General features: G+C 72.6%; 13 protein-coding genes and 1 pseudogene. 4 read left to right on the forward strand and 10 right to left on the reverse strand.

The annotated features are described in order from the left end of the window. Window positions 1–100: 100 nt before the first annotated feature. Complete coding sequence (locus ACIRPP_RS27195; RefSeq protein ID WP_403647955.1) at window positions 101–514, reverse strand: winged helix-turn-helix transcriptional regulator; 414 nt, start codon at window positions 512–514, stop codon at window positions 101–103. 80 nt (window positions 515–594) lie between these two features. Here ACIRPP_RS27195 and ACIRPP_RS27200 point away from each other — a divergent pair, with 80 nt between their 5' ends. Continuing rightward, on the forward strand, window positions 595–2067 hold the full coding sequence (locus ACIRPP_RS27200; RefSeq protein WP_403647958.1) for a DHA2 family efflux MFS transporter permease subunit: 1473 nt from the start codon (window positions 595–597) through the stop codon (window positions 2065–2067). A 201-nt stretch (window positions 2068–2268) separates the two neighbouring features. Here ACIRPP_RS27200 and ACIRPP_RS27205 read toward each other — a convergent pair whose 3' ends face one another. From ACIRPP_RS27205 to ACIRPP_RS27215, 3 genes are all read right to left on the reverse strand, one after another. Then, window positions 2269–4035 carry an NAD+ synthase gene (locus ACIRPP_RS27205; protein ID WP_403647960.1) on the reverse strand — a complete coding sequence of 589 codons (1767 nt, stop codon included), beginning with the start codon at window positions 4033–4035 and terminating at the stop codon, window positions 2269–2271. 96 nt (window positions 4036–4131) lie between these two features. Continuing rightward, window positions 4132–4752, reverse strand: a complete 621-nt coding sequence (locus ACIRPP_RS27210) for a DUF305 domain-containing protein (RefSeq protein ID WP_403647963.1) — start codon at window positions 4750–4752, stop codon at window positions 4132–4134. Beyond that, entirely contained in the window at window positions 4749–5414 is a 666-nt protein-coding gene (locus ACIRPP_RS27215; RefSeq protein WP_403647966.1) for a DUF3105 domain-containing protein, read from the reverse strand. The genes ACIRPP_RS27210 and ACIRPP_RS27215 overlap by 4 nt, the downstream gene beginning before the upstream one ends. Before the next feature lie 251 nt (window positions 5415–5665). On the opposite strand from ACIRPP_RS27215, the gene ACIRPP_RS27220 reads away from it, so the two are divergent. Continuing rightward, the gene (locus ACIRPP_RS27220) at window positions 5666–6124 is read left to right on the forward strand and encodes an RrF2 family transcriptional regulator (RefSeq protein WP_403647969.1); all 459 of its coding nucleotides are present in this window, start codon (window positions 5666–5668) and stop codon (window positions 6122–6124) included. Between the two features lie 47 nt (window positions 6125–6171). Here ACIRPP_RS27220 and ACIRPP_RS27225 read toward each other — a convergent pair whose 3' ends face one another. Continuing rightward, on the reverse strand, window positions 6172–7362 hold the full coding sequence (locus ACIRPP_RS27225) for a globin domain-containing protein (RefSeq protein ID WP_403647972.1): 1191 nt from the start codon (window positions 7360–7362) through the stop codon (window positions 6172–6174). Window positions 7363–7736: 374 nt separating this feature from the next. Here ACIRPP_RS27225 and glnA point away from each other — a divergent pair, with 374 nt between their 5' ends. Then, the gene (gene glnA / locus ACIRPP_RS27230) at window positions 7737–9098 is read left to right on the forward strand and encodes a type I glutamate--ammonia ligase (RefSeq protein ID WP_164336999.1); all 1362 of its coding nucleotides are present in this window, start codon (window positions 7737–7739) and stop codon (window positions 9096–9098) included. A gap of 330 nt (window positions 9099–9428) precedes the next feature. After that, window positions 9429–9872, forward strand: a complete 444-nt coding sequence (locus ACIRPP_RS27235) for a hypothetical protein (protein WP_403647975.1) — start codon at window positions 9429–9431, stop codon at window positions 9870–9872. A gap of 154 nt (window positions 9873–10026) precedes the next feature. On the opposite strand, the gene ACIRPP_RS27240 is transcribed toward ACIRPP_RS27235, so the two are convergent. From ACIRPP_RS27240 to ACIRPP_RS27260, 5 genes and pseudogenes are all read right to left on the reverse strand, one after another. Beyond that, window positions 10027–10725 (reverse strand): DUF3618 domain-containing protein, encoded by a 699-nt coding sequence (locus tag ACIRPP_RS27240; protein WP_403647978.1) that lies wholly within the window; start codon window positions 10723–10725, stop codon window positions 10027–10029. Continuing rightward, entirely contained in the window at window positions 10701–11168 is a 468-nt protein-coding gene (locus ACIRPP_RS27245) for a phage holin family protein (RefSeq protein ID WP_403647980.1), read from the reverse strand. The genes ACIRPP_RS27240 and ACIRPP_RS27245 overlap by 25 nt, the downstream gene beginning before the upstream one ends. A gap of 1 nt (window position 11169) precedes the next feature. Then, complete coding sequence (locus tag ACIRPP_RS27250) at window positions 11170–11835, reverse strand: hypothetical protein (protein WP_403647983.1); 666 nt, start codon at window positions 11833–11835, stop codon at window positions 11170–11172. Window positions 11836–12157: 322 nt separating this feature from the next. Next, a pseudogene (locus ACIRPP_RS27255) lies at window positions 12158–12392 on the reverse strand (NmrA family transcriptional regulator); the annotation flags it as partial. Between the two features lie 115 nt (window positions 12393–12507). After that, window positions 12508–12948, reverse strand: coding sequence for a VOC family protein (locus tag ACIRPP_RS27260; RefSeq protein ID WP_403647986.1), 441 nt, complete (start codon window positions 12946–12948; stop codon window positions 12508–12510). Between the last annotated feature and the right edge of the window lie 148 nt (window positions 12949–13096).

Genomic DNA, 13096 nt, shown 5'->3' on the forward strand with positions numbered 1-13096 from the left:
GCGACCACCTGCCCATCGCCGCCCGGGTGAAGCTGGCCCCCGCCTCCGGCGGCTGAGCAGCTCCGTCGAAGCTCCGCCCGGCCCAGGGCCTCTCGAGTACCTACGGCCGGGCGTCGGGCGGACCGGCCTGCCCGGCCACGGCCGCGGAGTCGTAGGCGGCCCGGGCCCGGGCGATGGCACCACGGTGCCGCTCCGCCCAGTCCACCAGCCCGGTGAGGTACGCGTGCAGCTCCCGCGCCATGGGCGTGAGGGCGTACTCGACCTTCGGCGGCACGGTGGGATGGACGGTCCGCTTCAGCAGCCCGTCGCGTTCGAGCCTGCGCAGGTTCAGCGTGAGCATCCGCCGGCTGATGCCTTCGACGGAGCGTTCGAGCTCGGTGAACCTGATGGGGCCGGGCGCGGCGGCCACCAGGATGCTGATGCTCCACTTGCCCGCCACATGATCGAGCACCTCGACCAGCGGACACGCCTGCGCCGTGACCTCCTGGGACACATCCGTGTGACTGCGTGACATAAAAGTGCCTCCTTCCCCGGCGCCTGATGGTTACAGAAGATGGCGGCTGTAACAAAAAGTGCCCCATAGGAGGTTCGATCATGCCCCTGTCCACCACGCGGGCGAAGGCATCGCCGTGGCCGACCGTCATCCTGCTCTGCGTCGGACAGATGATGATCGTCCTGGACCAGAACATCGTGAACGTGGCGCTGCCCGCCGTGCAGAAGGGCCTCGGGTTCTCCTCCGAGAACCTCGTCTGGGTGGTCAACGCCTACGTCGTCCCGTTCGGCGGGCTGCTCCTGCTCGCCGGACGGCTCGGTGACCTCATCGGGCGGAAGACCGTCTTCCTCACCGGGATCCTGCTGTTCAGCGCGGCATCGGTGCTGTGCGGTCTCGCGGCCGGCGAGACGGAGCTGATCGCCGCGCGCTTCCTCCAGGGGATCGGCGGGGCGGTCGCCTCGGCCTGCATCCTCGGCATGGTCGCGACCACGTTCACCGAGCGTCGCCGGCGGGCCCAGGCCATCGCGGCCTACAGCTTCGCCTCCGCGGGCGGCGGAGCGGCCGGGCCGCTGCTCGGGGGTGTGCTCACCGAACTGCTCGGCTGGCACTGGATCTTCTTCATCAACGCACCGATCGGCGCCCTCCTCGTGCTGGTCGGCGCGCGCGTCCTCCCCCGCGACCGCGGCGAGGGGCTGCGCAGGGGCACCGACTTCCTGGGCGCCCTGCTGGTCATGACCGGCATGATGCTCCTGGTGTACACCGTCGTGGACGCCGGACGGGCCGGCTGGGGAGCGCCCCGGACCCTGCTGCTCGGTTCGCTGTCGCTCCTGCTGCTGGCCGGGTTCGTCGCCCGCCAGGCCACGGCCGTCCAGCCGCTGCTGCCGCTGCGGCTGTTCCGCTCGCGGAGCCTGACCGCGGCCAACATCGTCCAGTTCCTGCTGATCGCCGGGATGTTCGGCATGCTGTTCTTCGGCACCCTCTATCTGCAGCGGGTGCTGAAGTACGGCTCGCTGCAGGCAGGTTCGGGCTTCGTGCCCGTCGCCCTGGTGATCGCGGCGGTGTCCCTCGGCCTGTCGACCCGGCTCATCACCCGGTTCGGCCCGCGCACGATGCTCCTGCTGGGGCTCTCCCTCGTCGTCGGGGCGTTCGTCATGCTGTCGTTCGCCCGCGTCGACGGCGTCTACGCGGTGGACTTCCTCCCGGCCGGTCTGCTCATGGGCCTGGGCTTCGGACTGGCCGCGCCGGCCGTCATGGGGCTCGGCATGTCCGCCGTTCCGCCGGCCGAGTCCGGCATCGCCTCCGGGCTGTTCAACACCACGCAGCAGATAGGGGGAGCGATGGGCCTGACCCTGCTGAGCGCCCTGGCCGGCGCCCGGACGAACGGCCTCACCGCCGCGGGGAGGACCGAGGCGGAAGCCCTGACCGGCGGCTACCACGTGGCCTTCCTGGCCGCTGCCGGGTGCGCACTGGCCGCCCTGGTCGTCGGCGCCGTCCTGCTCCGGGCCACCCCGTCCGCCGGCGGGCCGCGACCGGACGCGCCGGCCTCCTCCGAGGCGACCGTGCCGGTCGCCTGACGGCGGGGGCGGGCCGGTGCGGACCGCGGACCGCGCACCGGTTCAGCGACCGACCGACCGACCGCCCGACCGACCGCCCGCCCGACCGCCCGGCCCGCCGCCCGGTCCCGGCTCCGACGCGGCAACGGAACGGGCCGTCGGCCCCCGGCGCGTCAAGCCGGGGCCCGACGGCCCGTACGGAGGGGGAGCGGGCGGGTCCGGTCAGCCCGCCGGAGGCGCCTGCTCCTGCCAGCCGTTGGTGAGGGGCAGGCGGCGGTCCTTGCCGAAGCCCTTGGGGGAGATCTTCGTGCCCGGCGGGTACTGGCGGCGCTTGTACTCCGCGCGGTCCACCATGCGCAGCGTCTTCGCCACCAGCTCCGCGTCGAACCCGGCGGCGACGATCTCGTCGGCGCCCCGGTCGCGGTCCACGTACAGCTCCAGGATCGCGTCCAGCACCGGGTAGTCCGGCAGGGAGTCGGTGTCGACCTGCCCGGGCCGCAGTTCCGCGCTCGGCGGCTTGGAGATTGAGTTCTCCGGGATCGGCGGGGTCTGACCGCGCTCCAGGGCCGCCCGGTTGCGCCACTCCGCCAGCCGGAACACCGACGTCTTGTACACATCCTTGATGGGGCCGTAGGCCCCCACCGAGTCGCCGTACAGCGTCGAATAGCCCACCGCCAGCTCCGACTTGTTGCCGGGCGCGAGCACGATGTGCCCCTCCTGGTTGGAGACCGCCATCAGCACCACCCCGCGCAGCCGCGACTGGAGGTTCTCCTCGGCCAGCCCGGTCAGCTCCAGCGACCCCATGTACGCGTCGAACATCGGCTCGATCGCCACGGTGCGGTAGCTGAGCCCGGTCCGCCGCGCCAGCTCCGCGGCGTCGTCGCGGGAGTGCCCGGAGGAGTACTTCGACGGCATCGACAGGCCGTACACGTTCTCCGCGCCCACCGCGTCGCAGGCGATCGCCGCGACCAGCGCCGAGTCGATGCCGCCGGACAGCCCGATCACCACGGACTCGAAGCCGTTCTTCCTGACGTAGGCCCGCAGGCCCACGACCAGCGCGGAGTACACCTCCTCGTCGTCGTCCAGACGGTCCGCCTGCGACCCGGTGTGCACCGGCTCGTACGCGGGCAGCGGCTCCTCGGACAGCACGACCCGGTCGATCCGCAGCCCGTCGTCGACGACGCCGGCCGGCGCGTCCGCGTCCGCCGCGGGCAGGTCGAGGTCGATCACCACACAGCCCTCGGTGAACTGCGGCGCACGGGCCAGCACCTCGCCGTCACGGTCCACGACGATCGAGTCGCCGTCGAAGACGAGGTCGTCCTGGCCGCCCGTCATCGCGAGGTAGGCGGTCGTGCACCCGGCCTCCTGGGCCCGCTTGCGGACCAGTTCCAGCCGGGTGTCGTCCTTGTTCCGCTCGTACGGCGAGGCGTTGACGGAGAGCAGCAGCCCGGCCCGCGCCGAGCGGGCGGCCGGCACGCGGCCCCCGTCCTGCCACAGGTCCTCGCAGATGGCGAGGGCGATGTCCACGCCGTGCAGCCGCAGCACCGGCAGGGTGTCGCCCGGCACGAAGTAGCGGAACTCGTCGAAGACGCCGTAGTTCGGCAGGTGGTGCTTGGCGAAGGTGAGCGCGACCTCCCCGCGGTACAGCACCGCGGCGGCGTTCTGCGGAGCACCGGCGGGCTGCCCGTACTTCGGCTGCGCGACGGCGCTGCGGTCGAGGTAGCCGACGATCACCGGGAGGTCGCCGAAGCCCTCCTGGGCGAGGCGCGCGGCGAGGGAACGCAGGGCCGCGCGGGAGGCCTCGACGAAGGACGACCGGAGGGCGAGATCCTCGACGGGATACCCGGTCAGCGCCATCTCGGGGAACGCCACCAGGTGCGCCCCCTGCTCGGCGGAGTGCCGGGTCCAGCGGAGCACCGTGTCGGCGTTGCCGGTGAGGTCTCCGACACGCGAGTCGATCTGATTCAGGGCGAGGCGTAGTTGAGGCACGCCCCCCAGTGTAATCGTCAAAGCGACGCGATGTGGGAGTGGCGGCGGTGGACGGGCGCCGTCGCACACCACCGCGCGCCTCCCCCGCCGGCCCGGTCAGCGAGGTGCCGCGCCCCGCTCCCGCAGCATGCCGGCCATCAGCTCGATCTCCGAGCGCTGGGCCTCCACCATCCCCCGGGCCAGCCGTTTCTCCACGCCGACCTCGCACATGTCGACACAGCCCTGAGCCATGTGCACGCCGCCCTTGTGATGGTCCGTCATCAGCTGGAGGAAGAAGATCTCCGCCTGCTTCCCGTTCAGCTTCCCGAGCCGCTCCATCTCCGCGCGGGTCGCCATCCCCGGCATCAGCGCCCCGTCCTCGCCGTCGGCGGCCCGGTCGCCCATGCCCATCCAGGTCATCGGCGGGTCGGCGGACACCTTCGGCAGCTCCCACAGGTCGAGCCAGCCCAGCATCATGCCGCGCTGGTTGGCCTGGGTCTGGGCGATGTCGTAGGCGAGCCGGCGGACCTCCTCGTCCCGCGTCCGGTCCCGCACGACGTACGACATCTCGACGGCCTGCTGGTGGTGCACCGCCATGTCGCGGGCGAACCCGGCGTCCGCGGACCCGGCGGACGGCACCCCGTCCGCGCCCTCGTCCCCGGCGACCGCGTAGGTGAGCGCGCCCGCGCCGACGAGCGCCAGCGCCGCCGCCGCGGCGATGGGGCCGGCCTTCCTCACTGCCCGATCCCTCCCGTGCAGGCCGCACCCGGCTCGGGCGTCTGCGCGCCCTGCACGAACTTCTCGAAGAAGGCGTCGACATCCGGGTCGTCCGCCCCGGTCACGGTGCGCTGGTGACCCCACGCCGACAGCATGATCGGGTCCTTCTGGTCGTCGACCGGGCTCATCAGCGTGTACGGGGTCTTCCTCACCTTCGCCGCCAGCGCCTTCACCTCGGCGTCGTCGGCCGCGGAGCTGTAGGTGACCCAGACCGCGCCGTGCTCCAGCGAGTGGACCGCGTTGGTCTCCCGGATCTCCTTGTCGTACACGTCGCCGTTGCAGTTCATCCAGACCGGGTTGTGGTCGCCGCCCACCGGGGGCCGCACCGGGTAGTCCACGGCCTCGGTGACGTGGTTGCGGTCCAGGGTCCCCTCCCAGGTCCGCACGCCGTCCTCGCCGGTGACGAACCGGCCGGAGTTCTTGCCGTCCGCCTTCGCGGGGTCGCCGCCGTCGTCGGACTGCGACCGGACGACGAACACACCCCCGACGACGAGGCCGGCGACGACCACCGCACTGGCCGCGACGACGAGAATGCGGCCGCGACGCGCGCGGGCCTGCTCCGCGCGGCGCATCTCCTCTATGCGTGCCGTGCGTGCCGCGCTGCTCTTCCTGGCGGAGCCCATGGGGGTGCCCTTCGGGGTCTGTGGGACAAACGGGTGAGCAGATCGTAATGGTGCGGGAGGGCGAGGCGTAGGGGTCGTGGCCCCGGGTCCGGCCCGCTGCAGGGGGCAGGCTGCCCGGATCCGTTCGGGACCCGAACGGATCTCGGTCGGATCCCAAATGGATCCCGGTCGAATCCCGGTCGGGACCCGGTCGGGATCCGGCCCTGTCCGAATAGTTGAATGCCGGATGCACATTATCTAGGGTCGACGGCATGCGGCTGCTGCGCTCCACCGACCTGGCCCTGCGGGTCCTCATGCGCCTCGCCGTGGCCGGTTCCGCCACCCCCACGACGCGCGAGGTCGCGGCGGCCATGGACGTGCCCTACACGCACGCCGCGAAGGTCGTCGCCGAACTCCAGCACATGGGCCTGCTCACCGCCCGCCGGGGCCGGGGCGGCGGTCTGAGCGTCACCGAACGGGGCCGCACGGCCTCCGTCGGCGCCCTGGTGCGCGCCTTCGAGGGCGAGGGCGAGGTCGTCGACTGCGAGGGCGTCGCGACCGGAGCGCCCTGCCCGCTGAGCTCCGGCTGCGGACTGCGCGGCGCGCTGCGCCGGGCCCAGGAAGCGTTCTTCGCCACCCTGGACCCGCTCACCGTCGCCGACCTCGTCACCGGCCCGACGGGCCCCCTGCTGCTGGGCATCTCACCCAACCCCCGCCGGGAACCCGTCTGACCGGCCGACCGTTCACCTGAGCCCCGGCTGAGCTCGGGCCGCCGGACCTACGCGGCGGCCCCGGCCAGCCACAAGTCCGGCCCGAACACCTCGTAGTGGATGTCCGCCGGGGCGACCCCCTTGCCGATCAGCTGCCGGCGCACCATCCGCATGAACGGCAGCGGCCCGCACAGGTACGCGCGCGTGCCCGACGCGACCGGCACGCGCGTGAGGTCGACGTAGCCGGTGCCGGCCCCGGCCGGGGCGTCCTGCTCGTACCAGAAGTGCACCGCCGCGTCCGGCAGCTTCGCCGCGTACGCCTCGTGGTCGGTGCGCAGGGCGTGGTCGGCGGGGGAGCGGTCGCCGTGCACGACGGTCACCGGGGCGCGGTGCCCGGTCTCGGCCAGGTGGGCCAGCATCGCCGTCATCGGCGTCACCCCGATCCCGGCGGAGGCCAGCAGCAGGGGCGTGTCCGTCGCGGCGTCCAGGACCAGGTCCCCGTACGGCTCGGACAGCTCCACGACGTCCCCGGCCCGCACACGCGCGTACAGGTGGCCCGAGACCTCGCCCTCGGGCGCCGCCTCGTCACGCACCCGCTTCACGGTGAACTGCCGCTCGTCCGGGGCGGGCGCCCCTGACAGGCTGTACTGGCGTATCTGGCGCGCGCCGTCGGGAAGCGCGACCCGGACGGACACGTACTGTCCGGGGCGGAAGTCCCGGACCGGCCCGCCGTCGGCCGGCCGCAGCCGGAAGGTGACGACGTCGGCGGTCTCCGCGACCCGCGCGACGACCTCCCAGGGCCGCCAGCCGGCCCCGCCGCGCTCCTCGTACAGCCGCTTCTCGATGGCGACGAGGGCGTTCGCCATCAGCCAGTAGACCTCGTCCCAGGCGGCCGCGACCTCGGGCGTGACGGCCTCGCCCAGCACGTCGGCGATGGCGGCGAACAGGTGCTCGTGGACGATGGCGTACTGGTCCGGGGTGATCCCGAGGGAGGCGTGCTTGTGCGCGATGCGCTGGAGCATGGCGTCCGGACGCTCGTCGGGGTGCTCCAGCAGGTGCGTGGCGAAGGCGGCGATGGACCCGGCGAGGGCCTGGCGCTGGGTGCCGGCGGCCTGGTTGCCGCGGTTGAAGAGATCCCGCAGCAGCTCGGGACGGGCGGCGAACATCCCGGCGTAGAACCGCTCGGTGATCTCGTCGAGGGCGGCGCCCACGGCGGGAAGCGTGGCGCGAAGGGTGGCAGCGGACTGCACGGACAGCATCGGGTCTCCTCTGCTCGACTGTCTGCACCCTCATTAAACTTGCATCGGGAATACCAATTTAACTGGGGGGTGCTACCGGGGGTTCGCGAGAGGAGAGAGGGGTCGCCCGCCGACCGGGGCCCGTGCCCGGCACCGCCCCGGGCGCGGGCGCGATGCCGGCGCGCGCGGCCGTTACGGACACCGGTGCTACGGGGCAGGATGGGTCCACAGGGGTACGCCCGGCGGGCACGCCGTTCCGCCCGGGGCCCACCGGGTGATCCAGGTCGGCAACGTGCGTGAAACGCTGATGTGGTGTGATGCTCGGGTTACCCGCCTGTCTCCCGCGCACGGAGCCGAAGCGGGCGGCCCGACCGGCAAGGATGGGGAAGCGGAAGATGGACAAGCAGCAGGAGTTCGTGCTCCGGACCCTCGAGGAGCGGGACATCCGTTTCGTACGCCTGTGGTTCACGGACGTGCTGGGCTTCCTGAAGTCCGTCGCCGTGGCCCCGGCCGAGCTCGAGCAGGCCTTCGACGAAGGCATCGGCTTCGACGGCTCCGCCATCGAGGGCTTCGCCCGGGTGTACGAATCGGACATGATCGCCAAGCCGGACCCGTCGACCTTCCAGGTCCTGCCCTGGCGCGCCGAGGCCCCCGGCACCGCGCGCATGTTCTGCGACATCCTCATGCCGGACGGCTCCCCGTCGTTCGCCGACCCGCGCTACGTCCTCAAGCGCGCCCTCGCCCACACCTCCGACCTGGGCTTCACCTTCTACACCCACCCGGAGATCGAGTTCTTCCTGCTGAAGGACAAGCCCGTCGACGGCAGCCGCCCCACCCCCGCCGACAACTCCGGCTACTTCGACCACACCCCGCAGAACGTCGGCATGGACTTCCGCCGCCAGGCGATCACCATGCTGGAGTCGATGGGCATCTCGGTGGAGTTCTCGCACCACGAGGGCGCTCCGGGCCAGCAGGAGATCGACCTGCGCTACGCCGACGCGCTCTCCACCGCCGACAACATCATGACGTTCCGCCTGATCATGAAGCAGGTGGCGCTGGAACAGGGCGTCCAGGCGACCTTCATGCCCAAGCCGTTCTCCGAACACCCGGGCTCGGGCATGCACACCCACCTCTCCCTCTTCGAGGGCGACCGCAACGCCTTCTACGAGTCCGGCGCGGAGTACCAGCTCTCCAAGGTCGGCCGCTCCTTCATCGCGGGCCTGCTGCGGCACGCGGCGGAGATCTCCGCGGTCACCAACCAGTGGGTCAACTCCTACAAGCGCATCTGGGGCGGCTCGGAACGCACCGCCGGCGCCGGCGGCGAGGCCCCGTCCTACATCTGCTGGGGCCACAACAACCGCTCCGCCCTGGTCCGCGTCCCGATGTACAAGCCCGGCAAGACCGGCTCCGCCCGCGTCGAGGTCCGCTCCATCGACTCCGGCGCCAACCCCTACCTCGCCTACGCCGTCCTCCTCGCAGCCGGCCTCAAGGGCATCGAGGAGGGCTACGAACTCCCGCCCGGCGCCGAGGACGACGTCTGGGCCCTCTCCGACGCCGAACGCCGCGCCCTGGGCATCGAACCCCTCCCGCAGAACCTCGGCGAGTCCCTCACCCTGATGGAACGCAGCGACCTGGTCGCCGAAACGCTCGGCGAACACGTCTTCGACTTCTTCCTCCGGAACAAGAAGCAGGAGTGGGAGGAGTACCGCAGCGAGGTCACGGCGTTCGAGCTGCGGAAGAACCTGCCGGTGCTGTAGGGGGCGGGGAGCGCGTTCTCCCGACGATTCAGCACATGGGGCCGACGGTCGCGGACCGTCGGCCCCGTGGCGTCTCCATGGCCCTGAGTCTTCTGTGGGCGGTCAGGGGGCGGGGACGCGCTCGCTGGTCGGAGGCGAGCGGTTCGGCCCCCGGCAGCACGGAAGGAACCACACTCACCTCGTCCCTCACTCCGCCCGCTCCGACCGGCACCACGAGCCGATCGGGCGCCAACCCGGGGCGTTGGCAGGGGGGTTACTGGATCACGGAGCCCGGGTAGTGCCCGGTTGATTTCGATCTGGGGGGAAAGTGACGTGGTGCACTTGTTCGGCTTGATCGCGTCCGTCGGTGTCGTGGCCTCTCTTCTCGTCTCTGCGTGGCAGACACGAGAGCTCACACGCCAGACGGTCATCAACAACGGCGTCGCGGGGGCCACCGCGATCTACAACGGTATGGAGCGGCTGCACCACATCGAGGGGCAGATCGCGGCCCGGCCGGAGCTACATGCCTACTTCTTCGAAGGGGGCGAGCCCCCGGCCGAGGAAGAGGTGCGGACCCAGGTCCTCGTGCTGGCCCGCATGCTGGCCGACACGGTGAACTACGGGCTGATGATCAACACGCTGAACCCCGAGCTGAAGGGCTACAACGGGTGGCGGGGTTTCGCGCTGACGTTGAGGGACTCCTGCCCGGCGCTGGTCGCCACCGTGAACGAACATCCGACCTGGTGGCCCGCGCTGTCGGGGCACTGGGCCGCTCACCGGGCGGCGGGAGGCTGACGGCCGGACGGTCGACGAGCGGAGGGCGGTGAGGCCGCCGGGAACGTGGCCCAGTGCCAATCGCGGCCCTACCGCATCCGGTGAGCCCTGCTCCGGTCCGCACACGGTCGCGGAGCAGGGCTCGCTTGGTGTCTCCGGCTCGCCGAGGGGTTCCTCAGGACGGGCCGGAGCGGTTGCGGGCCTCGTCCTTGAGGTGGCCGCTCGACTCCCGTGCCTGGTCCTGGACTTCGCCGGTCCGGTCGCGGGCCTCGTCCTGAGTGGTCCGGGCGGCCTGGGCCGCGGTGTCCTTGACCTCGGCGGCGGCGCTCTGCGTCACCTCCCGGGCGTCCTCCTTGAGGTGCTGCGCGGACTCGGCGGCGGCCTGCTTCACCGGCTCCAGCGCCTCACCGCCGCGTTCCATCAGCTCGGCGGCCTTCTCCCGCTCGGCCGTCGAGGCGGGCACCAGCGAGGACGCCAGCAGGCCGACGCCGAACGCGACGAGGCCGGCGGCCAGGGGGTTGCCGCGGGTCTGCTCGCGGGCCAGGCCGGGGGCCTGTTGCACGGCCTGCCCGGCCTGGCCTGCCGTCTCCCGGGCCGACTCGGCCGCGCGGCCGGTGCCCTCCTGCACCGAACCCGCCGCCGACCGGGCGGAGTCGGCCACCCCGTGCGCGGTGTCGGTGACGCCGTGGGCGGTGTCCGAGGCGGTGCCCATGACACGGTCCCGGAGGCCGCCCATCGCGCCGCGCACGCGTGCCTTGCGGCGCCGCGCCACGCGCTTGGGGCTCGTGCGGTCGGCGAGCCGGTCCACGTCCGTGGACAACTGGTGGCGAGTGGCCTCGATCTCGGCCCTCACCTGGTCGGGTGACGTGCCCATGCCGCGTTCTCCTTCATGGTCTCGACGGTCTGCTCGGGCGTGGGGGAGACGGTGCGCATCCGCGCCCGCCCCATCAGGAAGAGCACGCCCGCCACGACGGCCCACACCGCGGTGACGATCAGGGCGGCCCAGCCCCCGTCCATGACGTTGGACAGCCCCAGAACGGCTGCCAGGGACAGGAACAGCAGCACCATGTACCCGGCGAATCCGGCCCCGCCGTACATCCCGGCGGCCTTGCCCGCGGTGCTCGCCTCCTGCTTGACCTCGGCCTTGGCCAGCTCGACCTCCTTGCGGAAGAGCGTCTGGAGGTCCGAGGTCACGGCCGACAGCAGCTGGCCCACGGACGGGTCCCGCTGCTCCAGCCGCTCCGCTTCCACCGGCACCTGCGCCCGGGTCGCCCCGGAGGCGGAGGTCGGCGCGTAGGTGCGGGAGGTTGACGTCATGTCACACCCCCGGGTGCGGAGGGATCGGCGCGCTGTTGGGCGGCGCGTCGGCCGGCAGGGAACCGGCGCTCGGCGGCACGGCCGGCGGGGGACCCGCCGACAGGGCGGGCGGGTCGGACGCGCCCGTACCGACCGGGCCGGGCTCCGGCCCGGACTGCGCGGAGGCGCGGGACGCGCTGCCGGACGCCTTGGCCAGCCGCCCGACGGCGAGCCCGGCGAGCAGCGCGCCGCCGAGGAACGCGCCGGGGCGCCGCCGCGCGAAGCCCTGGAGGTCGGCGACGAGTCCCTCGACGCCCTGCCGCTCCAGGTAGTCGGCGGCGCGGTGGCTGCGGTCGGCCGCCTCGGCGGCGAAGCCGCGGGCGGCGGAATCGTGGCGGGCGTGGTCGGCCAGGTCGGACAGGTCGCCCGCCCACTGGCGCAGCGTGCCGGCGGCCCGCCGGGCCTGCCCGTCCGCCTCCTCCACGGCCCGGCCGCGCAGGTCGCGCACGGCGGAACCGGCCTGCCGGCGCGCTTCACCGGCAACGGTCCGCGCCTGTTCCGCCGCGGTGCCCGCGACCTGGCCGGCGGCCTGCTTGGCCTGACCGGCCGTCGCGGAGGCCTCCGCCCTGACCTTCTCCCGGGTGTCCCTGGTACCTGTCCCGGTCCCGGTGTCTACGGACTCACTCATCGGCGCATTCCCCTCATCGGATGTCCTGCGTGAGGTCCCGTGTCCCGGACGCCCCGGCGCTGTGCCGGAAGTCGTGTCCCGGGCATCCCACGTGACCGTCCGTCCCAGGACGGGTGGCCGGTTGGGGTGGATTGACACCCGTTGGCAGGAAATGTCGAGAGGGAAATGCCGGGTGAGCGCCCGGAGAGAGTCGGGAGGGAGTCGGAACGGAGCCGGAACGGAGTCGGGAGGGGTGGCGCCGGTGGTGTCGCCGTCGTCTCCAGCCGCGCGTCACGGTCCGCCGGACGCCGGACGCGGACGCAGCATCGGCCTGCCGGCGGCCCTCGCTGAAGTTCTGGGCGAACCAGTCCGCCCGACGGTCCAGTCGCAGCCGGACGCCTTGAGGGCGTCCTCGGCGGCGACGGCGCCCTCCTCGCCCCGGCCGGAGAGCAGCACCAGCCGGCGCACCCCCCCCGGGCGACGGCGAAGGCCGCGAACCGGCCGACGGCCTCCTACGCCCCGGGGAACGCCAGGTCCGGGTAGTAGGTCACGTACGCGGCGGAGACCCCGTCCAGCGCCCGGCGGCGGTGCGCCAGCCGCCCCGCCGGCAGTCCGTCAGCGTGCGCCGACGGCCGTAGCGCACCGTCGCAGACCGTGGCGGGTTGGGGCGGGTCGGGGGCCCGGCCGGCCGAGCTACCCCTGTGCCTGCTGCGTCAGCAGCTTGTGCAGCGGCTCCGTCGCCCGGCGCCGGTACTCCTGGACCGCCCAGCCGTTGCCGTCCGGGTCCTTGAAGTACATGAACGTCGCGCCGTCGTCCGGGGCGTACTCCTGGGGCTCGCTGACCTCCAGCCCCCGCGCGGTCAGTTCGGCGTGGGCCGCCTTGATGTCGGCGACGCAGAGCTGCAGACCCTGGTAGGAACCGGGGGCCGGGGTGGGGCCGGGCGTCGACTCCCAAAGCGTGTCGCCCAGGGCGATCGAGCACCCGGAGCCGGGTGGTGTCAGCTGGACGATGCGCATGCCGGGCATGACCTCCTGGTCGATGTCGACGTGGAAGCCGACCTTGTCCCGGTAGAAGTCCCTGGCCCGGTCGATGTCGCTCACCGGCAGCGGGATCACTTCGAGGGTGAAGTCCATGGAAACGTGGCTCCTTCGTGGAGAACGGCGTGGGACGGACGTTTCCTCCTCACCGAATCGGAAATCGGGGCCCACCGCCACCGAAACGCCGTACCGCGTCCGCGGTCCGCAGTCCGCCGTCGGCGGTCCGCGGGAGCGGGACGCCGCC

Origin of the sequence: Streptomyces sp. NPDC101219 (assembly GCF_044767675.1) — a bacterium.
Classification (GTDB): Bacteria; Actinomycetota; Actinomycetes; order Streptomycetales; family Streptomycetaceae; genus Streptomyces.